Genomic DNA, 24,676 nt, shown 5'->3' on the forward strand with positions numbered 1-24,676 from the left:
AGGGCAAAGGCTGGCGCGTGCATATCCAGCGCAAGGGCAACAAGGATAAGCCACTTTCCGGTGCCCAGCAACGGCGCACCCGCATCGCTTAGCCAAGGGCACGCGTCAAGCATGTCTTCGCCGGCTTGCGCAACTGGGCGGCAAGACGCCACGCTCGATCGGCTTGGCGCGCGCCACGCTGTATCTGAGCTGGAAAGCGGCGACCTATAATTTGCGCCGCTTTGCCTATTTGATGAGGCAGGGGTCATGGCATTCTGACACCAGAGGTCCATCCGGACTGCCCGAAATGGCAGCACCTCACCTCGAAATAACCAGCAAATAAACATAATTAACGGCCGCCCCGCTCGTCGGGCCGTTACATGCTCAGTGTGCGGCCGAGATCATCGGCAATTCAATGTTCTCATTAGTCTCGATCCATCAATTTATCTTTTATTAGACCCATTTTTTAATTCGCGACATACTTTTAGGGAAAGTTTAAAAATTCCAGCTAATACATCGAGCGACTCTGCCACCACACATACCTAACTAAGTAGATGTTGCATGTGCGCAACCTAATAGGTTCTCATCTAGCTCGCCTCTAACACAAACACCACTCTCACAAATTTCTCCGCACCAATAACCTTCCAAGGCCAATCCTGTCCTCGCAGGTAATTTCTTCAAATAATATAACAAAACTACAGCCGTCCAAAAAACGGTATTTTCCGATATCACCCCAGAAAAATGAATATTCTTGACAACTAAAAAGATTGGAGCATAGATTTTACTTCGAAACAATCAAAGCAAACAAAAACATAGATCATCCCGCAGTCAGCGAGAATAAACTCATCATTTATAGAATCAATTTGCGCATAAAATTTCATCTCTTTGCCGCAAGAACAAGTTGGAATAGCAGAATCCTGTATAAAGTCAGGACTGCCTCCAAGGCGATGACGCCTACCGATATCACCACCCGCCCACTTAAACGAAGGCAACTTCCGCGCCTCCTCTGTTAATGGTTCAGGGACCAATCTAAAAGGTGGAATGTCACGCATAAAATCTAATCACTTTCGATAAGAATGAATAGGCAGGTGTGAAATATTATAGTTTACCATCATCTGTCCAAGGTTCTGATAAATCTGCTGTGTCGTGGCATTGGGGTTATTTGCTATCCACTGCCCCCACTGCTGGTTCCAACCTCCAGGCATATTACCAAGCCCGGCACCGTGCAGTCCCTTCAAGTGAGATAGCGAACTTATTGTAACCGTATGAGCATGAATATCTATGCCGCGCTGCGCGAAAAATCTATCAAACTGCTGTGGCAGGAGGTGATGGTCTTGCATTTTAGCAGGCGCACCGAGTGCTATCTTTGACAATGATGTGACCGCCTCTTCCGCAAGTTTGCATCCGCTGCAATTATGAACAAAGGCTTTTTGACTTCCGGCAAAATACGTATGGAAGTCGGCCACAGTGAAATTATAAGTGACCTCACTACGACCAAGTTTTTCTAGCGATACTACTTTTAGTTCTTGACCATCCAAACTCTGCAACAGCGAATTGGTTGTAAGTTTTTCAGCGTCGACCCAGCCCATACCCTTTACCCAGTATGGATGATTATCGGTAACCTCCATGCTCTCCAAATGGCCCGCATAGTTTTCAGTCACAAGCCTAAATAAAGGCTTAGCGCGAGTCACCATCAATTGAGTCACAGGTTTAAACGCCGTTTCGCCAGTCTGAGGGTCCCGAGAGTAAACTAGCTGTCCAACTTTTATTTTCTCAATCGCAATCATTCCTTGGTCAGTAGAAACCGGGGTCCCCGCTGGAAAACAGCAACATGCATCAATGACTTTTTCAGCTGTGCCTGCTGTCTGGATTAACTTACTTCCTAGGCCTACAAGTGCTTTCGGGCCACTTGCACCACCGAACGGGTCAAGAGTGTCGCTAACGATGTCGAGGGGATTATCTAAGTGATATCTAAGCGACGATTTGGCGGAATCCCACGAACTCTTAAAATGATCCGTAATCCCCTTCCACATACCTGATAGGCCACCAGCTTCGTTGGCTGTAGACTCACGCGACTTAGCGTTGACCTTATTGTCGTTGGATGCAGTTAGCACAGGCTTAATCGACGAAATTTGGCCAGCCTTAATAGTAACCGTTACTTTACCATTAATCGTAACGTTGCAAGTTTCAGCGCCAGCGCACGCTTTCCCCACCTTTTCCGCTTCCTTTTCCGCTTTCTCTTTATTCTGATCCTCTATTCGCGATCCGACAAAACCTGTTGGATCGATCATATTGGTCGGGTTATTCATTACGTAGCTATATCGACTATAGTTCTGCCCGTTGTACGGGTCTTGAATGAACGGATCGGCCGACATGAAGCGCCCCACCAGCGGATCATACACCCGCCCATTCATGTGCACGAGGTCGAGCGCGTCGAGCATCTCGTGGCCGGTGAAGCCCCGGTTGTCCGTCTTGCCGTCGAGCGCGTCGGGCGTGCCGCTGTCGGCCCGGTTGCGCCGCTTGCCCCACGGATCGTAGGCCAGCGCTTCGCGCAAATTGCCGTCCACGTCCGACAGCGCCGTCACGCTGCCCAGGCGGTCCTTGTGCATCCAGTTGAGCTCCGGCGCCGCCACGCCAGGCCGGTCGATCTCCACGCCCAGGCCGAACGGCCAGTACGTCTTGACCGTGGTTTCCCCGGCCTTGGTCTCGACCTCCTGCGCGCCGGCATAGATCAGCATGCCGTCATTGCGCGTTTGCCGCGTGCGCTGCAGCTCGGGGCCGTAGGCGAAGGCGGCCGTATCGGTGCCGCGGGCGATCGTCAGCGGCATGTCGAAGCTGCTCCAGGTGACGACTCGGCCGGCGCCGCGCAACAGGTTGCCGTTGTCGTCGTACTCGAACGTGCCGGGGATGCCGGCGATGCTCAGCACCGCGTGCGGCAGTCGCGTCGACTTGCCGTCGCCCAAATAGGTGTAGACGCCCAGGTCCTGCTTGTAGGTGATGTTGCCCCCCGCGTCGTAACGGAATTCGCGCTGGCCGCCGTCGATCGTGTTGAAGCGCAAACGACCCAGCTCGTCGTATTGGAACCCTTCCGTCAGACGCGCGTCGCCCCAGACCTGGGTGCGCAGCGTGACGCTGCCCAGCTTGTCGTAGTCGTAGCCCTCGGACCAGCGAAGCGTCTTGTCGGCCTTTTGCAGGCTAAGGCTCTTCACACGGCCCGAACCCGGGTCGAACGCCTGTTGCGACACCAGTCCGTTGCCCAGCAGCTGCGATGTCACCCGCTGCGCCGCGTCCTGCGCCGTGACCGTCCACAGCACCAGCGGGCCGCGCTCGACGCGCTGCAAATAACCGAATTGGTTGTAGCGCAGGTCAAAGATCTTCTCGGCGCCGCCTTCGCGCTGGTAGGTCTGCGTCACCGGCCGGCTCCAGCTGTCGTACACGGTGCCGGCGCGGAACACCACCAGGTTGATCGTTTGCTTCGTCTCTACGGGCAGACCCAGCGCATTGTAGGCGTGCAACCGCCGGTAGGTCTTGCTGGCGGGCGGGCCGGTGTAGGCCTCCACCAGCTGGCCGCAACTAACGGTGGTTTTACAATCGGCCCCGGCCTGGGCGTCGTAGATCCAACGCGCATCCAGGTTGCCCTCCACGCGCGCCACGAGGCGGCCGAGCGAGTCGTAGTCCATGCGCGTGAACTGGCTGTTTTTGGCCTGCTCCTTACTCGTCTGTTTGCGCACCTGGCCGAGCGCGTCGACCGTGTACAGCACGCGGCCGAGATCGGGATCGTTGAGCTCGATCTTGCGCCCCAGGTCGTCGTACCGGACCCCGATTGCATTCCCCAGCGGATCGAGGGTTTGCACCAGGTTGCCGGCCGCGTCGTAGGCGAAGCCGGTCTTGCCGTTGAGCGCATCGGTCACCGAGACCGTGCGGCCCAGTATGTCGCGCCGCTCCACGCGCTGGTGGGTCTTGGCGTTCCTGTGCGTGATGGTGAGGCCGGCGTAAGTGGTCGAGGTGACCTCGGCAATCCCATCGCCATACTTGGTGGTGGCTTTCACGCGCCCCAGCTCGTCATATTCATAGCTAGCGTCCAGCACGGCCGAGGCGTCGTAGGACGGCTGGTCGGCCTCCTTCAGACGACCCAGGGTGTCGTAGCGCTTGCCGGCGAAGATGGGCCTGCCGTCAAAGCCCCAGGTGCGGGCGCCGACTTCGTGGCCGACGCTGTCGGCGTACATGACCTGCGGCGCGGCCGTGCGCGAGGCGCCGTTGTATTGCTCGATCACCGTCGCGCTTGCCGCGTAGCCCGGACAAGTGCCATCGCATTGTTTGCGGTACTGGCGCTTCTCGTTCTTGTCGGGACGCGTCTCCACCTGAATGCTGCCGAATCCGTCCACGAGCCAGGTGGTGACCAGTCCGTTGGTGTCGGTCAGCCGGGTACGCGCCCCGGTGCCGGCGTCGAAAGCGAATGTCTGCGTTTGCGTCAACGCGTTCGTGGCGCTTTCCACATACCGGCCACGGCTGTCGTATTTCATCGTCTCCGACTTGGAAACGTCCAAGACGCGGATCGGATCGTGCCACGTGACCTTGCGCAAGGTGACCAAACCGAACGCATTGCCGGCGCGGTCGTATTCCGTGGTCAACTTCATCAATTTGCTCGTGTCGCCGGATTGGATCGTCTCCGACTTCAATTGGCCGGTGGTCTCGTAGGTGTAGTCGACGGTGCGCGTGATACTGCTGGCGTTCGAGCTTTGCCATTTATTGACACTGCTGTTACGCAGCAGGCTGTTCGTGAAATTGGCCGCGTCCGGTGCATAGTAACCATTGACCGTCGAGGTAACGAACCTGTCGCCATCGACACTGCTGGTGGCAGTGACCATGCTGTGCGTCACATTCCCCCAACTGTCGTACTGGACGTCGGCGATGCCGCTGGCACCGGTCGTGGTCGTGGTGCCGAGGTCAGCGCCGCTCAGGTCGCGGCGCGCGACGGTGCCACCGATCGACGCGACAAAGCTGGTTTGCTTGCCGTTGGCCTGGGCGATCTTGAATTCTTTCATGCGGTTCTCGGTATTGCTGAGAACAATGCCATTGGCGGCCTCGACCTTCGTCGACAACACCGAACCGGTCAGCGGCCAAGTTTGCGCATAGGTGGTCGTGGTGACGTGCTGCAGCTGCTCATCCGTCACCGTCATCTGTGCAAAGCCGAGCGATCCGCGCCCGCTGACATCTATCGCCGGATCCTGATATGCGTAACGCCAGCTACGGTCGCTGCCGGCGCCGTTGCCGACGACCAAGCGACTGACATACTTGCCGACGCCGCTGCTCAAATGGCGCGGATAGTCGTGGCTCACCGTGCCGCTGTGACGGACAAGGTTTGTCGTACGGCCGTCCTGGTACTCGACCGAGGCGTAGGCGCCCAAGCCGTTGGTCACGCGATGGATGCGGTCGAGCGATTGACCGGACTCGGCAACATCGATCGGCCGATACACTTCCCAGCGGATCGACGTCGGATTCAAAGCGCTGGATGTGGCCGTTTCGACATAACGCACCACCTGTGTGCGGCCCGTGCCCAGCAAGTCCATGAGGAAGACGCGCACGGTGTCGTTATTCCCTCGATTCTTGGTATTGATACCGGAGATCGGATCGCACGCGATATTGCCATCGTCGGCACCGTCGGGCTGCGTGGAGACGTCGTCACCCATCACGCGGCACAACAGCAAGTCACCAGTCCATTCCGGCAAAGGACTGGCGGACAGATTCATCCGTTCCACCAGAATCGATGGCTGTCCATCTCCGGTAAAGTTACCTACGCCACGTACGGCGTGATAGCGTGGCCCGCTGAACTTTTGACGGACACGGCAATCAAGCGCCCGTCCCGTGGAAAGACATACCGTCATTTCCGCCTTGCTGTACGACGCGGTATTGTTCAACCAGGCGTACTCCAGGAACCCGTATGCCAACCCCGAGTAGCCGGTACCGTTGAAATCGCCCGCATGTCCCAAACCGGCGAAGCTCTCGTCAAACTTGTATGGCACGCGCGCGTCCACCTGCCCCCAGGCGGAGGATCCGACCTGACTGTATCTACGGTAGAGGTACGGTAACATCGGCGCGGCATCCGCAGTGACACCCGGTGCCTGCACATCGAGCATGCTAACGGTAGGAGTCATCGCATCCCAACGGCGAATATGTATGCCCTCTTCATTGGTGGTATCGACGAAGTGTGCTTTGGTCCAACGCGTATCGTAGGGCTTGCCGACACCCGTGTAGTCCACCATTTCCGTGAATGTCGTGTAGTTGCTGCGCGCGTATTCCGGAGAACCGTCATTGGCATAGGTCGCCCCCAGAACGCCGAGCGGCGGGTTGGCCACATTCTGGCATGCCGTTTGAATGCACAAAGTTGCCGTGCCGTCGAGCCTGACGCGGCTATACAGGGCCGCGCGGCCATCGCCAAGGATGTCCGTGATGAACGGGATATCCATATTGCTTGAGCTGATCAGTCCCGTGGTTTTAAGCTCTGGACGGCAATCGAAAGACAGCGTCGAACCGGCGGCCATGAGCGCGCCCGGCTTCGCCAATGGCGACAGGCAGATTTTCAGGCCGTTGTCGGTTGTGACATACAGATCGGGGGCTCCATCGCCATTAAAATCGGCAAGGTCAACCACCTGGAAGTTTTCCTTGGTGCTCAACTCATAAAAGTACGATGTAAAGCCGCCCGCCCCATTGTTATGGAAGTAGCGGTACTTGGGCATCTTTACCGGTGCGTTGGGGAAGGTCGCAGGTGTCGACACCAGCGGCGAACTCTGCTTTTCGAGCATGTCGGTGTACCCATGGTTCTCCATATCCATGAAAGCAAAGTACTCTGAATGCATGTGGTGCTCATAGCCGGACGCGCCGCCTGACCTCGAGTAGGAAAGCCGTGGCGCACCGGCCCAATCGGCGATGCGTTCGAATCCGGCCTGTTTTCCAGCCGCCGGTTTGCCCCAGTCAAAGCGCGTCGCCGGCAAACACTCGCTCACGCTCGTCTGCGGATGGTTCGCACACACCTGCACACTCGTCAGCAAACTACGTCCGCTCGAGGGGCTGCGCTCGTAAGCCAGCGCGTAGCTGCGGACCTTGGTGCCATTGCTGACTATCCCGCCCAGATTGTCGCCAACGTAAGTGGTGATGGATTTGATTCGATTGCGCAAGTCGGTGCGCGCTTCGTCCGTGTAGCGCGTCCATGCATCTGCACGGGACTCGTAACCGAATTCCACCGCCGCGTGCGCCGCCTGGCCGTTACCGCCGTAGCGGATCACCGACGGCCGGTGCTCGCCGGAGGTGGCGTTTTGCTCGTAACTGAAGTCGATGAAGTTGCCGTAACGGTCGGTGACCTTGTCCAGCTTCCAGGATACCGGGCCGGACTTTTCCGCCGGCATCGTGGTCGCATCGCGCGAGCTTGCCACCGGCTGTACGATGGCCTTTTCAAACCCGTCCGCAGCGCCAAACAGCATGACGCGGCCGTCCCGGGTCTCGACCTTGAAGCTGCGACGCCCACTGGTCGATTGCGCGGTAATGCGGCTGAAATTGTCGATCTCCGTGCGGTATTCAGCGTTATCCGCCCAGTAGCTGGCGTCGCTGAGAGCGAGGTTGACAAGAACCAGCCGCTGACCATCCAGGCACAAGCGATCGTTGGTGCTGAACGCGATGCGCGCGTTCACTTCATCTTGGGCAATGGTTTTGCCGCAGCGGTGGATCGACGACAGTCCCCCCAGCGTCCAGCCCACGCCCAGCAAGCTGTTCTGGCCTTGGCTGTCGTAATTGAGTGAGAGCTGGGGTTGCAGTCCGGCCGTTCCTGGAGGAACGGCAATCTCGATGCCGTAGTTCGCTCCGCCGGCCGGCGAGACAGTCAGGCTGCCGGGCAAGGTGCCCGCGTTTGCGTTGCCAAGGTGTGGTGTCGACACTGACACCGGGAGCGGGTCCGGCGAACTTGCGCCATTGGCTGTCGTGCCGACCATCAAAATAGTCACGTTCGATTGGGCCACCCTCGCCGAAGACTGGTTCACAGCGATAGCGAAAATGTTATATCGTCCCGCCACGTTGGTCGCCCAGGATGTCGAGGCGACTCCGTCCGCCGCCACATTTCCGGTTCCTATCAGAACTCCGTTCGCGTAGAACAAGACAGTCGTGGCACCCGCAGAAGTTCCGCCAACGGCGGCGGTCAGCGCAATCGGAGCACCGATGGCGACATTCGCGGGGCTCTTCAATTCCAGTGTTACGCCGTTGGACGGCATCACGTAAAACTGGCTTTCCACCGTGTTGAGCGTGACGTTGCCCTGACGCACACGACCGAATACGATATACGGGGCGGCCCGGGGTGCTAGCCCTACCTTGCTGGCGTAATACGCGCCCGCGGCGGCGTCGGGTTGTCCGGTGATCCATTCGCCGTCGATATTGAAAGCGACTTCGTCCGGTGTGCCGGTGATGGTACTGATTTGCAGCCGGCTGAACACCGTGGAAGTGCCAAAGAAACGGTCGCCGGTCAGCGGCGTGGTCAAACCCACACGCATGCTGTTCGGCATGGTGCACAGGTTTTCCTCGCACGGCACCAGCGCTACCTCCCCGTTCAAACTAGCCTTCACAAACAATGGCGAGCCCGGATATTGGGTAACGAAGGGACTGAGGTCAAATTTAAAATGATGGCCGGCATTCGGCGTGCCGCAGCCTGAAGCGATGGTCGCGTTGTTGAGCTCGGTGGCGATATTCGCGCTACCCGATCCCAGCAATGTACCACCGGCATCGGGGGCCGCGTTCACATAGACTTCGTACGTTACCGCGTCGGCTTTGGTTTTCTGGCACGCCCATCCCACCAGCTGTGGTGTGCCATCCGCCTCGATACGCACGCCCGCCAAACCACCCATGATGGTTGAGGAGACGACGGTGACATTGCGGCTAGCCCATAACCATTCCACCCCCACGCTATCGGTCGACCTGATCATAAGCGCATGCGCACCTGGCGCCAGCTCTACAACTTGATCGATGGTACCTCCGGTGCCCTCGCCAATCTTAGTGTACGAATCCAGTATGTCGTACGAAACGATGGGGCCGCTTGGCGAGGAGACGACGCCCCGCACCCTAACCGGCGCGGTAGGTAAATTTGTGTTGATCACGCTGTTGGCGAGTGGCGCGCTCAATGTAATCGTATGCGCCGCCCCAGTGGGCACGACGGTAACGTTGCGAGGTTCGCTAAAGGTGAATCTTCCGTTTTTGTCGGTGGCACGCAACCTCAGCTCATGCGCCCCCAGCGCCGCATTAAAGGAGCAAGTCGATACACCCGTGACCGAGAGTTCGCAAGCGGCTACATTGTCCAGCATACCGTGAAACTTGATAACTGCAGCAGACCCCGCCTGCACTGACCCCGTCACACTTAACTTCGCTACGGTGCCTCCCCACGGCATTACTACTTTGAGGCCATTCGCCGGGGAGGTGAATAGAATTTTTGCATTCGATTCGAGCACCGTGATAAGCGCCGCTGCGCTGAGCATCGTGTTATTTTGGTTATCGACTACGCGCAGCACCAGTCTGTGTGGACCGGCGCTCAACTGGTACGTTTTATTGACCTCGGCTGTGGTCATGCTGTCGATCACAGCATCGTTGTCGATGACCTCCAGTACCTTGATGCCGTTGGCGGCGCTGGCGCTGCCGATAATTGTCACCGGCGCGGTGTCACCTGCGGTCACCTCATAAATCCCTGATTCTACTGGCGAGGTCATCTGAACAGCGGGTGCTCCCGCCGCGCTCGTGATCTTGACCGGCAGCTTGGCCGACTGCCCAGTCCCACCGTTGTAGGTCGCCGCGCGGAAGTACAAACTGTAGTCGCCCGGAGTCAGATTCAGCTGCATGCTGTATTTGCGAACCGTGTTAATTGGCACTTCATGCCCCGCGCTCCACTGCAGGGTATAGTTGCTCGCGTCTAGCAGCTTGTTACTGATGTCGTCCCAGACCTCGACACGTTGGACGGCATCATCGCTAGTTGCGGCAATGGCGGTACCACTTACGCGCACAGGTAAGGTGCCGGTTGAAGTCACAACGCCGCCATTGGGAGTGGCCATCCAGTCACTGATTTGGGCGCCGCCGTTGGCCGCATTCACCGTGATACGTACGGCCGTGCTGTCGCTAAATCCGCCGGCATTGTCGATGGCTCTAACGGCAATATCGTGTTGTCCGCTTTCCAGCGTGAGCACATGGTCAATCGTGCTGCCGGAGACGCCGGCTTGACTTACTCCATTGCGAAGTACTTCCATTCGGCTCATCCAGCCGTCTGTGTCGCTTCCCCAACCGGATACGGTCACCGCCACCGTGCCGTTGATGCCGACTGAGTAGCTTTTCGCCAGCGTCGGCGCCGTCATTGTGGCGGTGGGCTTGACGTTGGGATCATCCTCAGTCACCGTGATAACAATCGGTGCGCTGTACGAAATTTCACCCAAGTTGTCGATGGCCTTGAGTCGGATTTGGTGTTCGCCTTTGACGAAATTTAGCGTTTGGCTTACCGCAACGGTTGCGCTGTTGACGTTAGCGAATGCCAGCGAGCCTGCGCCCTCGACGATATCCCATCGCCTAACGGTGCCGTCACTATCGCTGATGGTGCCGCTGAACGACACGCTCGCCTGGCCATTCGGCGGAACTTTATAGCTAAGTTTGCCGCCGACGACGGAAAGGCTGGCTGTTGGAAGTGTGTTCGGCGAAATCTTAACGATCTGGCCGGCGCTGAGCGGGCTGGATACATTGAAATTGTCGATCGCACGAGCTTGCAAATTGTATTGGCCGACGGGCAACGTCAGCGATGTCGGCCATTGCGCAGTCGCGCTGCTGCTGGCTGGACCGCTCGCCGCCAAGGCACCATCACGATACAGCGTAAGCTGTTTAACTATGCCGTCGACATCGCTGCCGGACAAAGTCATGGGGACAGAGGCAGAGGTATTCGCTGCAACCACGTAGTTCTTCACCGGCACGGATATGGAAGCGGTTGGCGCTGCATTCTCAGAAATTACAAATCTCAATTGCGCGGAGTTCGAATAGATGTTCGAGAACATCGTGGCACGCAAAAATACATCATGTGTTCCGATCGCGAAATCATAGGAAACACTGCCATCACATATTGAGTGTATGGGTTCGTTATTAGCGTTTCTCTGGATAGTACAGTTGCGACTAGCCAGCGGCGTCGACGTACCGACCCTCATCAATTCGACCTTCTCCACCCAGAATTCCGGGTCAACTGTTTCGGCCTTATATGCGATGGTGGACGTGACTTTATTTCCAGCCAATGCGACCCCGGTCAGGCTTGACGGTGTCACTGAATTAAATCTGACTGATCCGCTCGGTTCCAATACGCGAATTTCCACGAGACCGCTCTTGCCCACCGCGCCAAAATTATCCTTTGCCTGCGCATACAGGTTGTAAGTGCCAGCACCCAACAGCACACTCTCGTTGAAGCTCGCTCCGGCCCGGTCAAGCAATGGCGTGGTTTCCCCATTCCTGAAAACTTGCATCGACGTGACTGAACCGCCCGGATCGTTGTCTCTGCCAGCCGCACTGAGTTGAACGGCCGCCTTTGCTCCCGTCGTTACCCAGTACTTCACCGAGCTGATTTGTGGTGTTATCCAAGCCGCCGTCGGCGGTGTGTTGGTGCCCACAGGATTCACAGTAATCTGCTGGCTGACAATTGAGCCGAATGCGGCCCCGTTTTTGCGTAACTGCCATTTATAACTGTAAACCCCTGAAACCGCTGGAGCCTTGATGTTGAAGTTAAACGTGGCCGGATCCCCAGGCGGGACAAAATCTGGCATGTTTATCGAGGTAACACCCCAATTATCACCGAGAGAAACCAGCACATATTCGCTACCCGCATTCCAATTTACATCTCCCGTATTTTTCATCATTATGGAGACTGCCCTTGTGGAGCCGACATCCATCGGAGCTATTTGTGGCGCACTAACTATAGCCGCTCCCTCCTTCCCCCAAGCGGCGACATGAACAAGGGAAATGCCGAGAATAACGCTACCGATCATCAGGCGATTAAAGCGTGAGAGACTAGAGGAAGTAATTCGGAAGAAAGAGCGCATGGACACCATCTGTGAGAGTAGTCGTACACGCCCCTTCGCCACGGCAATCGCGTGCGATCTCAAGCAGAGAGTTATGTAAGATTAGTTGCAGAATAAAACTATATTTTTAGCAATTTTAGCATTGCATGTTTTCCAATTACAATTCTTTCCGAAAATAAAAGTGATAAATACAACAACCGTCAATTTTAACTGTGTGGCAATTCACATTGCCCGCAGGGAAGCGCGTATCTCGAACTCGATGGTCTGCAGTTGGCCCCGGGAGCGCAGTGCTTGGTAAGTGAGATGGCTGTGCTCGAACGGAGCTTGCAATGCGATGTTGTTTAGAAAATCCACAAGGGCGGCCTGGTCGCGGGCCTCGCCGCGCAGCGCGAGGTAGCCTGTCGTCTTCTCGGGCCGGAACTCAAGCAACTCAATACCCTCGCTAGCCGAACGTTCGACTGCCTGGAAAATTGGCGTCCAGGCGAATGCCCGCTCTTTGCGCAACTCATCCCAGCGCTTAAGCTTTTCCCCCTTGGCCCTGTCGACTTTCGGAACCGTTTTCGATTTATTCGCGGTCTGCAGACGGATATATGCTTGCTCGGTTTTCGATGCCGCATCGTGCTCAGCTAGCGCCTGCATCGCCATCCACCCAGCCACAGCGACCAGCCCCAACGCAGCCAACCACGGACGCAAATGGCCGCGCAACGGTGGCCTCAGGTGGGAAGCAAGATCACTCATATGCGTTCCATTTATTGGGCGGGAGCGCTAATAGCCTCGCATCGGGGAAAGCGCTTCGCAAGAACTCCGGCGCTTGGGCCGCTGCGTTCGGCGTCCAATACCCTACCGTCGCGATTGTGTTGGCGCGTGACTGAATCCGGCTCATCAACCGCTTGCCCGCCCTCTCCGCGCTCCCCGCATCCGGCTCGACATCCAGGCCGGAAAACCGGTCGCCATCGAAGATCAACACAGTGTTCCGCAACGCCTCTTGCAGCACGATCAGATTTCCCGTGCCACGCGGTGCCGCATGACGCCAATACGCCAGCCCGGATAGAGGCAGGACGCTCCCCAACGTCAGCCCTTGGTTTTGCAGCATCGCCAACAAGCCAACCATCCAGACGCGTGGCAACGCATACGCCATTCCCATGCCGCCATAGTGCCGATACTCGCCGCGTACCACCCAATCATTTCCGGCGTCCATCCCAGCTTGCTCGAAACAGGCGGCGGAAAATGCTTGGCGCTCGGCCATCGAGTTGAGCGCCGCATGCCACGGCAAGGCAACGGTAATGCCGAGACTATCCGAAACGACGATGTCGATGCGGGTCCCTTTTACATGCTTGGCTGCGCACTCGACGAGCATGTCCTCCAATACCGCCAGAGAACCTTCCGCATCAAAGTCAGCAGGCGAACGCGTAATTTCTTGCACCCCGCGCCGGCTCTGAAGCCAGCAACAACCGGGAAACAAGCCGACAGATAGTGGTCTAGGCCACAAACGTAACACGGTTCACCTCCTGTAACGTCGTGTGGCCTGAGCGGACCAGATCCAATGCCACATCACGCAGGAACCGTGTTCCTTCCACGCGTGCCTGCTCCTTGAGGGCGCGGATGGATGCACGCGCAATGATCATCTCCCTGATCTCATCGGTCAACCGCAACACTTCGGCGATCGCGCGCCGGCCTTTGTATCCGGTGTTGCGGCACTGCGCGCAACCTCGCCCGGCATGGAAATGGTAGGTCTCCGGATCGTGTATGCCGGACTCTTTCAGTGTCTCGGCATCGACTTCCGCCGGCGCGTTACAGTGCGGACAGTTTTGCCGGAGCAGACGCTGCGCTACAACGCCCGTCAGCGAAGAGACGAAATTGTACGGGTCGACGCCCATGTGCATAAAGCGGCCTATGACATCAAAGGTGTTGTTGGCGTGGACGGAAGTGAACACCATGTGGCCAGTCAGCGCGGACTGCACGGCGATCTGCGCGGTCTCCGGATCGCGGATCTCACCCACCAGAATCTTGTCCGGATCGTGACGCAAAATAGAACGTAACCCCACGGCAAATGTCAGCCCCTTTTTTTCATTCACCGGAATCTGCAACACGCCCGGCAACTGGTATTCGACCGGGTCCTCGATGGTGATGAACTTGTCTTCGCCACGATTGATTTCGGTCAGTGCGGCGTACAAGGTAGTGGTCTTACCGCTTCCCGTCGGCCCGGTGACCAACATCATCCCGTAAGGTTCGGCGGCAAGACGGCGCAGCAACCCAATCGTCTGGCTATCAAAACCCAGCGAATCGAGCGTGAGGCGCTGTACGCTGTCGATCAGTGTCTTCTTATCGAGCACCCGCAACACAGCATCCTCGCCATGAATACTGGGCATGATGGAAACCCGGATATCGATGTCCCGGCCTTTCGCGGCGACGCGGAAACGTCCATCCTGCGGAATGCGCTTTTCGCCGATATCCAGTTCCGCCAACACCTTGATGCGAGAGATGGCCTGCTCCGCCAACCCGGGATTGCTTACAGTCGCAATCTTGCTCAGCACCCCGTCGATCCGAAATTTAATGACCAGTCCTAGTGGCAAAGACTCAAGGTGAATATCGCTAGCCTCAAGCCTTAGGGCATCAAAGACTGTGGAACTGATCAGGCGTACCGCAGGACTGGCTTCTCCCTGAATCGATGTCAGCGTCAGGTCATCGCTGACGTCACGGACAGACTCACTTACCTCGTCGACACCGATTGCGCTGGCGACCGCGCTGAACGATGATTCGTGCGACTCGATCTGTACCTGAATCTCAAGTGGATCGGCCAGGTAAAGTTCCAGCAGCGGCAGCCGGGCGAGCCAGGCGCCGTCGTATGGGCGCAGCGGCACGCCGAGCGCCGCGACCAAGCGTCCGTCCTCGCGATGGCCGACGAAAATCATCCGGCGCAACATCTCGGTATAGGGTACCAGCTCGAACGCCGGCAGCAGCGGCCAGCCCGCCTCCGTGTCAAGCAGGCCATAACCGGCCAATTCCGCGCTGGCGGCCAACACGTCGGCGCGTTGCATGCCCAGCTGGTCGGAAAGCTGTGCCAACCAACTGGAGGGAGGCTGCGCGAGGTCGGTCGCCTGGGCGAGCAAGGGCAGAGTCAGCATCGGGGTATCAGGTTAAAGGAGGTCATTAAACAATATTGGCAAGGTCAAAGATGGGGCTGTACAACATCAGCACGATCGCGCCGATCACCAGCCCGATGCCGATCATCATGGCCGGCTCGATCAGCCGGCCTGCGGTGTCAATCCAGCTTTCGGTTTCCTGATCATAGAAGTCGGCGATGCGCTCCATCATCTCGTGAAGGGTGCCAGAGGATTCGCCAGCCAACAGCAAGCGCTGCGCCACCTCGGTGCTCAAATTACACTCGGTCATCACGGTTGACATAGCGCGCCCCTGGCTGACCGCCGTCACGGCGGCGGCCAGATCGTCCCGCATGGAAATAGGCAGGGACGCCTGCGTCATGCGCATTGCCGCCAGCACGCTGACGCCGCTTCGCAGGAGCATTCCCAACGTGCGATACAGGCGCGCAAGCTGCAGTATCAACATTCTCTCTCCGAGCCAAGGTAGCTGTAACAATTTTCGGTACAACACCTGGCGTGGCGACGGATGCAGGACGGCGGCCGTCAGGGATCCCAATAGAATCAGCACCGAGCTCCACGCCAGCAAACCATGGTCGCGAACCCACCCGCCCCAAAGCTGCACAAAACCCTTCGTCCCCTGCAACGAGCCGGCGTCATCGTAGACCTCGCTGAAACGAGGCAGAACGTACAGCATCAGGAACACAATCACGAGCATACCCACCGCCAGCAGGATGGCGGGATAAGTTGCGGCGGCGGCCAGCTTCCCCCTGATCTCATCTACCTGCTTTTGATATTGCATGAAGCGCCTTATCGCCGCGCGCACCGTCCCGGTCGTTTCACTGGCTTGCACCATCGCCACATACAGTGCCGGGAATACCGACGGCATGGTTCCCATCGCGTGCGACAGTTGATGCCCCTGCCGCAAACTTTGCAATAAGGTGTCAAAAATGGCGCGATGGCCGCCGCGTCGGTCGTTCTTGCCGAGGATTTCGATCGCATCGACGATAGTCTGGCCGGCGTCCAGCAGGCAATAGAGCTGCTGGTTGAAGATCGCCAGATTCAACGAGGGCGCCCGAGACGTGCGGGTCCAGCCTTTGACAGCGGGCCGCAGGTCGAGTATTCGAGCGCCGCCGGATTCGATCACGCGGCGTGCCTCGTGCTGGTCGGCCGCTTCCAGCTCCAGCATCTGCACGTCCATCGTTTTCGATAGCACCTTGGCGCGGAATTGCATCATGCTTCCGATCAATCGAAGTTAGTGATGTCCGCGTTTTCGCCACTTCCACCCTGCTTTCCGTCCGCCCCGTACGAAGTCATCTCGTATTCACGCTCGTCCGTGCCGGGAATCTTGTAGACATAGTCGGTGCCCCATGGGTCGCGCGGAACACCCTTCTTGAGGTAGGCGCCGTGCCACATCGGTTCGTTGGCAGGCCGCGTACTAAGTGCCACCAGCCCCTGCGCGGCGGTCGGGTAATGCCCGGTATCGATTCGGTACTGATCGAGCGCCTTGTCGAACGATTCGATTTGCGCCCTGGCGATCTGGACCCTCGATCTGCCGATTTGCCCGAAATACTTCGGAGCGACAAACGCCGCCAGCAACCCGATAATCACGATCACCACCAACAACTCCAGCAGCGTAAATCCTGCCACCCGCTGTTTAATATTCCGCATTACCTTTACTCCTATGGTTTGGGTGCATATTCAAAGCGCCAGTCGCGATAGCGCACCGCATTCGTAAAACTGGCTTGTTCTTGGGTGAAACCCGTCTTGATCGGTTTGCCATTCGCCAGTGAAAACACACCTTTTACGCCGCCACTTTCGGCCGTGATGATTCCCCATTCACTACTGCCGGTGATCGGATCACGGTAAAGCTTCCGCAGCGGGCGCCGGATGAGCGAGGCGCGACCATCTTTCAGGAGGTCGGCCAGCGTTGGCGGATATACTTTTGCGCTGCCATCGCCGTTTTCGTAATAGCTGCGAATCGCGGCGCGGTATGCCTCGCCGACCAGCAATAACTGCGCTTCTTTCTCTCTCCGCTCGGCCGTCAATGTATTTTCGAGCGCGCGCACCGATACCAGCGACAGCGCCGCCACCAAAAACATCACCACCACATAGCTGTATCCGCTCTCTCGCCGCATCGCTACCAATCCTTCAGCCAGGTGCCGTCACGGCCAGTGTTCGGGGCGCCGCTGTGCACATCGGCCACCGCTCCAAGGGATGGATCCTCGGGCGCGACAACGATCCAGCTACGTGCGCTCTGGGTGAATGGATCGACCGGAATGCTGCGGATGTACTTCTCCTTAACCAAGTCTTCCAGCGCCTCCGGATATTTGTTTTTATCGACGTAGTACTTGCCCAACGCGTCACGCAGGATATGCAGGTCCTCGCGCAACACGCTCTCCCTGGTGCGGTCGATGTTTCCAAAATAGCGCGGCGCAGCCAGCGTGATGATCATGGCCACGATGGATAACGCGACCAGCAACTCGATTAAGGTGAAGCCATTTGGTCGTCGCATCACCACTCCGCGTACGGCACGCCGTTCAGGCCGGTCTGACCGGAGGTGGAATAGACGTCGAACACGTCGTCACCTTCCTGCGGATTATCCGGCTCCGAGCTGAAGCTGCGCTTCCCCCAGCTATCGACGGGCGTCAATGACAAGTCCGGGTTGAATGGGTCACGCGGAATCCGCCGCAGAAAATACAGCGTCGGCTTGCCCGCTGCGGAAATGTCCGCCACGCCCGCCGCCAGCTCGCCAAGCTGCCGGGGATAACCACTCTTGTCCGGATCGACCGCTATCCGCTTCGCTACGCCGGCACGATGGTAATTATCGAGGGCTTCGCGAATGTCGCGAAGCGCGGTTCTCAGCGCTGCTTCTTTCTGCCGCTTGACCGTGGTTTCAATAAAGGGCACGGCGACCGTCGCCAACAATCCCACAATGGTCGCCGCCGCCAGCAGTTCGACCAAACTGAACCCCTGGTGACCCCGTTTAGAAAGCCTCATGCTATTTCCTCACGGTGAGTTTGTGACCGATAGGTAGATTGGGCCGGCCTAGAGCACTCTTGGTGCCTATCGGCGTAAATCCGATTAAGTTGACCTCTCCATTTGGCACTTCAGCAAGCGGCTTGAACGTCATCGTGATCAGACGCCCTGCCCCCTGGGCCGAAGCATTTCCGGCCGCTCCCATCCCAAGTGAGACGCGCCCACCGCTGGCGTCAACCACGTGCGTGAAGGTCCCCTTGCCTTCCTTGTTGAAGTAGTCGCCCTGCTCGACGGAGACGACTTCAAACTCTGCAGGATTGAATCCGACCTGGAACGACGACGCCCGCAATGGCTCGATACTGGCAACGTCGAGCGTGAGACTGAAGGGCTGGCCGACCGTCGCGACCGATGGCCCCACCCAGGTCACTTTGGGCGCGTCGGCGGGCGCGGGCTGCGCCGGCGTTGCTTGCTGCGCCGTTGGCATCGCGGCTACGGAAGCGGACTTGCTAGTCGATGCGCGCTCACTGTCGAACGCCCGCAACTGAAGAGGCTTGTTTCGCAACGTCGCCTCTGTTCCCGACCAAAACGATTCGGCCGCCAGATCGTTGCGCTGCTTATTTCGCACCAGGCGCGGCGTGATCGATAAGACTATCTCTGTTTTTTTGCGATTGGTGTTTTGACTTGAAAACAAACGCCCCAGCAAAGGCAGGTCGCCAAGCAACGGCACGCGGTTCGCGGTCGCGCGGTCCTCGTCGCTAATCAGCCCCGCAAGAATCTGGGTTTCACCGTCTTTCAAGCGCAGCGAGCTATTAAAGTTACGTGTGCCGATTTGGTAGGCCTCGGAGCCGTTATTGGTTTTTACCGATGACACCAGCGAGCTGACTTCCAACGCAACCTTGATGCCGATCTCGTCGTGCAGGTGGATATCTGGCTCGACCTCCAGTTTCAGGCCGACATCCAAATACTGAATATTCTCGGTAACGAAGGTGCCGCTGCTGGTGGTTGTTACCACAGGCACCTTGTCGCCGATGAGAATCTTCGCCTTTTCCCGGTCTCGCACGCGAATACGCGGATTCGCCAACAGATTGGCGTCGCCATCCTGCTTTTGCAGGTTCAAGGTAGCGGTGGGCAGCGTAATGCCGATCCGTTCGCTGTTCAATCCTTTCAGCTCGCTCAGCTTGAGCGTGGAACCTGTCGCTCCTCCCGATGAGGTGTTGCCGCCTAACGGAGCGACCGTCAGCGCGGTCGGAAACTCCACGCCGAGATTCAGAAGGCGGGTGCGATCAATCTCCAGCACCTCTATTTCGAGCATTACCTCCGGCTCCTCCAGATCCTGCAGCGCAATCAGGCGCTCGGCCATGGCAACCGTCTCCGGGCTTTCCCGCAGGATCAGCATATTGGATCGATCATCGACATAAACGTCTTTCAGCTTCAGCACCGTCTTCAACATATTCGCGGCCTGCTTGGCTTCGACGTTGGCCATATAAAACGCTCGGACGATGAGATCCTGGTATTCCCGGGCCTTGGCCGGGGTGTTCGGATAAATCAGCACACTGCTGGCGTTGAGCACCTTCTTTTCCAGCTGGCTCGTCGACAAGATCACGTCAATGGCATCGTCCAACGTGGTTTGCTTTAAGAACACAGTGGTGCGCTGGTCGCCTCTGACGTCGCGGTCGAAAATGAAATTAATGCCAGTCGTACGTGCCAGCGCATCGAACACCATCTTGATGCTGGCATCGCGAAACTCGAGATTGATTGGCTTTTTATACATGGCTCCCAAGCCGGGGGCGACCAGCATCTCCTGTACCTGCAGCGCCGAAATTTCTTTCTTTACCGCCCGTGCCGTCGGTTCATTTGGCGCGATGATCAGGGCACGACCGGCAAGTTCATTGGCACGCTCGATATCCCCACGCTTGAGGGCTTCCCGCGCATCGCCTGCATCTTTCGCGGCCGCTGAAGCCTGGCTTAATGCATCCATCCCAGCTTGAGCACGCGCGTTCGTGCGATCGAAATCAAGGATGGTCTGATAGTCGCGCCTGGCCTCCGCATACTTTCCTTCCGCCGCGGCAGCGGCTGCTGTCGCGAGCAACCTGTTAACGGAAACTTCGCGCGCCCGGAGTAAATCTCGCCGATACTCGATGTCACCCGGCTTGGCCTCGGACGCCTGCTTCAGTTTGGCAACGGCCTCGGCGTAGTCACGCTCCTCCAATGCACGCATGCCCGCCCGATGGCTGAGCTCCGCCGCGCAGCCCGCCAACAACGCACCACACAGTCCCATGACCAGGCATATCCATATCTTTCTTAGCATCGTTCTATTCCTGTGGAGGCAAGCCAAGAAGCTGCCGTTGGCCAGTAGGGAGATGCTCGAACTGAATTTCCCGCCCATTTATTTCAATTACCTTGTAAGTTTGTGCAATAACCTCCCCCGCATGAGCAACAAGGGCCTGATCGCCGTGGCCCAGATAGATGGTCTGGCGACCTTCTTCATTCATGCTGCCCATGTACTGGAATGGAAGCGGAGGTGCGGTTGGCACGGGCGGAGCCACGACAGCGGCTGCGGCTGTTACCACTTTCTCAGACACCACTGGCGGCAAAACTTGCCAGCCGCGCGGGGCGAAGGGGTCGCCCTCCACGTCGGACACGCCGGACGAGACGGGAATCAGTGCCACAACCGGCGATGTTGTGATCGCCACGGCGATAACGGGCGTCTCCTGCATAGCCACGTGGGCCACGTCAGCCTCGTCGATCGGATAGAAAATGGCAACGATAGTGACGGTGAAGGCGATGCCCAAGACCGCCCAGCGCACGCGTTGTCCCCTATCCATTAATGTCCTTCCGGTAAAAGCTGGAAAACGACAGATCGCAGACTGGACGCGCAGCCGCGATGTCATCCCGCGAGCAAGCAATGGAGTCGAGTACCAGGTTCGGCATCTCTAAAACGATATCGTCAATAAAGCGGCGAACGACCGGATACGCACCAACCACGGATAGCGATACTTGATAACGCAAGTAGGGCTGTGCGGCGCTGGCATCGAGAGAATACGAAATCTCATTCATCGCCAAGCCGCTTCCGGTGCCCGCGTGCTGCAACGCGCCCACCAGCTCGCTGCTGCGGAAGATCGGCAGCGGTGGGAATTCGTCGCTCTTTTTAGCCAAGGCTGGGGCAGCTATAGATTGCAGCCGCAACGCGTTTAAGTCATCGCGCAACACTTGTCCGCGCTGTATTTGTCCCCACCAAAGAGCTGCGGATAGCGCCCCCAAAAATGCTGCGGTACCAAGACATAACACTGCAATGGGCTGGGTACTGATATATCGCTGCAAGGCGAACCGCACGCGAGAAAAAGGCGATGAATGCATTGATCTGAATCTTTACGGCTGAGAACCGTTGGGCCTAAACACGATGAAAAGTGGCCACTCCGAATCATTTTTCGTGGCCACCCCGATTGCTCATCCGTCAAAATTTTGACAAGTAAAACTGAGTCAAGGCAACTAGCTTAGCAAATTAGACAACTATCTGGAAGCAATTACTAATTAAATCAACATGACTGGAGAAATTTGTGTTGCAAAAACGCAATTGGAAGGCTGACATATCAACTTAGACCGCAGTTCTCCGGATTTGTCACATTTGCTGGCAAATCCGGGCGCAGGATGAATATCTTGGCCAGTTTGCAGGTCAGCGCGATGCAACTCGCCGAAGCTGCTGCGCCAAAAAATCAACAAAGCTTCGCACCCGTAAGGATAGATGGCGGGCATGCGGATACAGCAGGATGAAGGGCCGCGACGTGCCGCCATGCTGCGGCAGAAGCTCCACCAGCGTGCCATCGGCCAGGTCGCGTTCGACGATATAGCGGTAGGTCTGCACGATACCGGCGCCGCTGCGTGCCAAGGTTACGATGCCGAGCACATCCCCGGCACACGTGTAGCCGCCGGTCGTCACCACCTCGATCCGCTCGCCATCGACCATAAAAGGCCACGGTATCTTGCGTCCGGTGCTCGGCAGGTCGAACTGGATGCATTCGTGCGCTTGCAGCGCCTCGATCGATGCAGGCTTGCCCATGCGCTTGAGATAGGACGGCGCCGCGACCAGCACCAGTTCCGAGTCCTCCAGCTTGCGCGCGATGAGCGATGAGTCGGCGGGATCGCGGCCGCGTATCGCCATGTCGAAACTCTCTTCGGCGAAATCGATGTTGCGGTTGCTGAGATGGACTTCGACCTTGACGTTCGGGTACAGCTCGCGGAAGCGCGGTAGCAGCGGCAGCAAGCGGTAATGGCCGTACGGCATCGGCACGCTGATGCGCAGCGAGCCGGCCGGCGCGATCTGCTCGCCGGTCACCTCGCGCTCCGCTTCGAGCAACTGCGACAGCGCCTCGCGGCATTGCTTGTAGTAACGCAGGCCGCCCTCCGTCAGACGGATCTGCCGCGTGGTGCGGACGAACAGGCGCACGCCCAGCCGCTCCTCCAGCCGCGCGATCGATCTGCTCACCGCCGCCGGGGTGACGCCCGCGGCGTTCGCGGCGGCGGTAAAACTGCTTAGTTCAGCTGCTTGGCAGAATAGATCGATGCTGCCGAGTTGCATGTCGTCAAAGTTGCGTTTCATCGTGGGTCCTGGCGGCGCCAAATTGCGGCGCATTTTCTTTGGGCGGAGCGCGGTATCGGCATGGGCCGCCGACGGAGCTTGGCGGATTACGCTTCGCTAATCCGCCCTACGTGATTTAGATGTGATCGGCGGTCTCGTATCGGAATCATATATTACATCATGTACCAAGTAATCTTCCTTGAGAGCCATTTATAGCCCCAACTGGCATAAGTATATTGATCACATGCCGCCGCAACACCTCTGTCAGCGGGACCATCTCAACTACTTATACTGGAGCTACACAATGAAATCGAACAAGACCTGTCATCATCACCGGCGCATCGAGCGGCATCGGCTTCGCGCTGGCCGAAGCATATCTGGCGCTCGGTTACAACGTCGTGGGCAACGCGCGCACCATGGAACGGCTGCAACTGGCCGCCGACAAACTGGGTAATCCGGACAATTTCCTGCCGGTCGCCGGCGACATTGCGCTGCCCGCCACCGCCACCGCCCTGTTCGACCAGGCCATCGCCGCCTTCGGCAAGGTCGATGTCCTGGTCAACAACGCCGGCATCTTCCTGGCAAAACCGGTCGCCGACTATACGCAGGCCGATGTCGACGCCATCGTCAGCACCAATCTGAATGGTTTCTTCTATCCCTCGCAGGCGGCGGCCAAACACATGAGCGCCAACCGCGACGGCCATATCATCACCATCACGGCCAGCATCGCGATGCAGCCCAACGTCAAGGTGCCGGCGTTGCTGCCGGTGTTGATCAAAGGCGGCCTGAACCACGCCACCCGTGGCCTGGCGATCGAGCTGGCCGCGTCGAACGTGCGCGTGAACGCGGTGGCGCCCGGCAGTATCGATACGCCGCTGCACAGCAAGGATGCGGGCACGCAAGCCTTCCTCAAGACGCTGGCGCCCAACGGGGCGATCGGCACCACGCGCGATGTCGTGGATGCCGTGCTCTACCTGACCAACTCGTCCTTCACCACCGGCACCGTGATGGTGGTGGACGGCGGCTCGACCGCCGGCACCTGGTAATCCGCTTCCTCTCCCACTGAAAAGGAATTCAGTTATGCCATACGTAAATATCCGCATCACAAAGGAAGGCACCACGCCCGCGCAGAAATTGGCGCTGATCGAGGGGGCGACCGATCTGCTGTCCCAAGTGCTGGACAAAGACCCGGCCACCACCTTCGTCATCATTGACGAAGTCGACACCGATAGCTGGGGCTTAAACCGCGAAAACGTCACGACACGCCGTCAGCGTGAAACGGCTGCAAAGGCGGCAGCGGCGGACTAATGCCGCTCGGTGGCAATACCCGGGGGCGACCGCGATCGCGGCCTCCCGCTCCTCCGCGCTCACACTACGCGACGGGCGAAATTTGCTAAAACCACACAACTCAAGTTATAGTGAGAATAATTCTCATTAAGATTGTGTCGTTCAGCCCTTCGCCGAAATGGAAACCACTCACCCAGACGCTGATGCGCATCGGCAAATAGGCACGCTGTATAGCGAGCATCACGGCTGGCTGGCCACATGGCTGGGCCACAAGCTCCAATGCAGGAATCTCGGCGCCGATCTGGCCCAGGACACTTTCCTGCGGCTGCTTGGCGCCCGCCTGCCGGCGGATCTGCGCGAGCCGCGCGCCTACCTGACGGCGGTCGCCAAGGGCTTGCTCGTCAGCCACGCGCGCCGCCGCAAGCTCGAACAAGCCTATCTGGAGGCGCTGGGCACGCTGCCCGAAGCGGTCCAGCCGTCGCCGGAAGACCGGCTGGCCGTGCTGGAGACGCTGGCCGAGATCGACGCGATCCTCGACAAGCTGCCAGGCAAGGTCAGGCAGGTCTTCCTGCTGGCCCAACTCGACGGCATGTGCTACGCCGATATCTGCGCGCTGCTGGACCTGTCGTTGAGCACGGTCAAGCGCCACATGGTGCTGGCGTTTCGCCGCTGCCTGGCGGCGCTGTAGTGAA

The 24,676-nt window shown here is 58.1% G+C and carries 16 protein-coding genes; 3 read left to right on the top strand and 13 right to left on the bottom strand.

The window, feature by feature from the left end:
• Positions 1-1,040 precede the first annotated feature (1,040 nt).
• From NHH88_19450 to NHH88_19510, 13 genes are all read right to left on the bottom strand, one after another.
• Positions 1,041-11,882, bottom strand: a complete 10,842-nt coding sequence (locus tag NHH88_19450) for a polymorphic toxin-type HINT domain-containing protein (GenBank protein USX11873.1) — start codon at positions 11,880-11,882, stop codon at positions 1,041-1,043.
• A gap of 384 nt (positions 11,883-12,266) precedes the next feature.
• Entirely contained in the window at positions 12,267-12,782 is a 516-nt protein-coding gene (locus tag NHH88_19455; GenBank protein ID USX11874.1) for a PilN domain-containing protein, read from the bottom strand.
• Positions 12,775-13,467: a hypothetical protein gene (locus NHH88_19460; protein USX11875.1), complete on the bottom strand. Its 693-nt coding sequence runs from the start codon at positions 13,465-13,467 to the stop codon at positions 12,775-12,777. Before NHH88_19460 ends, NHH88_19455 begins: the two co-directional genes overlap by 8 nt.
• Before the next feature lie 55 nt (positions 13,468-13,522).
• Positions 13,523-15,169, bottom strand: a complete 1,647-nt coding sequence (locus NHH88_19465; GenBank protein USX11876.1) for a GspE/PulE family protein — start codon at positions 15,167-15,169, stop codon at positions 13,523-13,525.
• Positions 15,170-15,194: 25 nt separating this feature from the next.
• Positions 15,195-16,379 (bottom strand): type II secretion system F family protein, encoded by a 1,185-nt coding sequence (locus tag NHH88_19470; protein USX11877.1) that lies wholly within the window; start codon positions 16,377-16,379, stop codon positions 15,195-15,197.
• Between the two features lie 8 nt (positions 16,380-16,387).
• Positions 16,388-16,813: a type II secretion system major pseudopilin GspG gene (gspG, locus tag NHH88_19475; GenBank protein ID USX11878.1), complete on the bottom strand. Its 426-nt coding sequence runs from the start codon at positions 16,811-16,813 to the stop codon at positions 16,388-16,390.
• Positions 16,814-16,824: 11 nt separating this feature from the next.
• The gene (locus tag NHH88_19480) at positions 16,825-17,280 is read right to left on the bottom strand and encodes a type II secretion system protein (protein ID USX11879.1); all 456 of its coding nucleotides are present in this window, start codon (positions 17,278-17,280) and stop codon (positions 16,825-16,827) included.
• Positions 17,281-17,282: 2 nt separating this feature from the next.
• A complete protein-coding gene (locus NHH88_19485; GenBank protein USX11880.1) occupies positions 17,283-17,657 on the bottom strand; it encodes a type II secretion system GspH family protein in 375 nt (124 codons plus the stop codon).
• The gene (locus NHH88_19490) at positions 17,657-18,106 is read right to left on the bottom strand and encodes a type II secretion system GspH family protein (protein USX11881.1); all 450 of its coding nucleotides are present in this window, start codon (positions 18,104-18,106) and stop codon (positions 17,657-17,659) included. Before NHH88_19490 ends, NHH88_19485 begins: the two co-directional genes overlap by 1 nt.
• 37 nt (positions 18,107-18,143) lie before the next feature.
• Positions 18,144-20,429, bottom strand: a complete 2,286-nt coding sequence (locus NHH88_19495; protein ID USX11882.1) for a cohesin domain-containing protein — start codon at positions 20,427-20,429, stop codon at positions 18,144-18,146.
• Between the two features lie 4 nt (positions 20,430-20,433).
• Positions 20,434-20,928, bottom strand: a complete 495-nt coding sequence (locus NHH88_19500) for a hypothetical protein (GenBank protein ID USX11883.1) — start codon at positions 20,926-20,928, stop codon at positions 20,434-20,436.
• 10 nt (positions 20,929-20,938) lie between these two features.
• On the bottom strand, positions 20,939-21,478 hold the full coding sequence (locus NHH88_19505) for a hypothetical protein (GenBank protein USX11884.1): 540 nt from the start codon (positions 21,476-21,478) through the stop codon (positions 20,939-20,941).
• Between the two features lie 316 nt (positions 21,479-21,794).
• The gene (locus tag NHH88_19510; protein USX11885.1) at positions 21,795-22,718 is read right to left on the bottom strand and encodes a LysR family transcriptional regulator; all 924 of its coding nucleotides are present in this window, start codon (positions 22,716-22,718) and stop codon (positions 21,795-21,797) included.
• 305 nt (positions 22,719-23,023) lie between these two features.
• Here NHH88_19510 and NHH88_19515 point away from each other — a divergent pair, with 305 nt between their 5' ends.
• From NHH88_19515 to NHH88_19525, 3 genes are all read left to right on the top strand, one after another.
• A complete protein-coding gene (locus NHH88_19515; protein USX17382.1) occupies positions 23,024-23,743 on the top strand; it encodes an SDR family oxidoreductase in 720 nt (239 codons plus the stop codon).
• 34 nt (positions 23,744-23,777) lie between these two features.
• On the top strand, positions 23,778-24,005 hold the full coding sequence (locus NHH88_19520; GenBank protein ID USX11886.1) for a 4-oxalocrotonate tautomerase family protein: 228 nt from the start codon (positions 23,778-23,780) through the stop codon (positions 24,003-24,005).
• A gap of 157 nt (positions 24,006-24,162) precedes the next feature.
• Positions 24,163-24,672 (top strand): sigma-70 family RNA polymerase sigma factor, encoded by a 510-nt coding sequence (locus NHH88_19525; GenBank protein USX11887.1) that lies wholly within the window; start codon positions 24,163-24,165, stop codon positions 24,670-24,672.
• The last annotated feature ends 4 nt before the right edge of the window (positions 24,673-24,676 follow it).

Source organism: Oxalobacteraceae bacterium OTU3CAMAD1 (genome assembly GCA_024123915.1).
Taxonomy (GTDB): Bacteria; Pseudomonadota; Gammaproteobacteria; order Burkholderiales; family Burkholderiaceae_D; genus Rugamonas.

Bases quoted from the DNA above. Each gene is read 5' to 3' on its own strand.
- gspG (USX11878.1), bottom strand. From the start codon at position 16,813: ATGCGGAATATTAAACAGCGGGTGGCAGGATTTACGCTGCTGGAGTTG.
- NHH88_19485 (USX11880.1), bottom strand. From the start codon at position 17,657: ATGCGACGACCAAATGGCTTCACCTTAATCGAGTTGCTGGTCGCGTTA.
- NHH88_19465 (USX11876.1), bottom strand. From the start codon at position 15,169: ATGCTGACTCTGCCCTTGCTCGCCCAGGCGACCGACCTCGCGCAGCCT.
- NHH88_19450 (USX11873.1), bottom strand. From the start codon at position 11,882: ATGATGAAAAATACGGGAGATGTAAATTGGAATGCGGGTAGCGAATAT.
- NHH88_19470 (USX11877.1), bottom strand. From the start codon at position 16,379: ATGATGCAATTCCGCGCCAAGGTGCTATCGAAAACGATGGACGTGCAG.
- NHH88_19480 (USX11879.1), bottom strand. From the start codon at position 17,280: ATGCGGCGAGAGAGCGGATACAGCTATGTGGTGGTGATGTTTTTGGTG.
- NHH88_19510 (USX11885.1), bottom strand. From the start codon at position 22,718: ATGAAACGCAACTTTGACGACATGCAACTCGGCAGCATCGATCTATTC.
- NHH88_19505 (USX11884.1), bottom strand. From the start codon at position 21,478: ATGCATTCATCGCCTTTTTCTCGCGTGCGGTTCGCCTTGCAGCGATAT.
- NHH88_19520 (USX11886.1), top strand. From the start codon at position 23,778: ATGCCATACGTAAATATCCGCATCACAAAGGAAGGCACCACGCCCGCG.
- NHH88_19525 (USX11887.1), top strand. From the start codon at position 24,163: ATGGAAACCACTCACCCAGACGCTGATGCGCATCGGCAAATAGGCACG.
- NHH88_19495 (USX11882.1), bottom strand. From the start codon at position 20,429: ATGCTAAGAAAGATATGGATATGCCTGGTCATGGGACTGTGTGGTGCG.
- NHH88_19455 (USX11874.1), bottom strand. From the start codon at position 12,782: ATGAGTGATCTTGCTTCCCACCTGAGGCCACCGTTGCGCGGCCATTTG.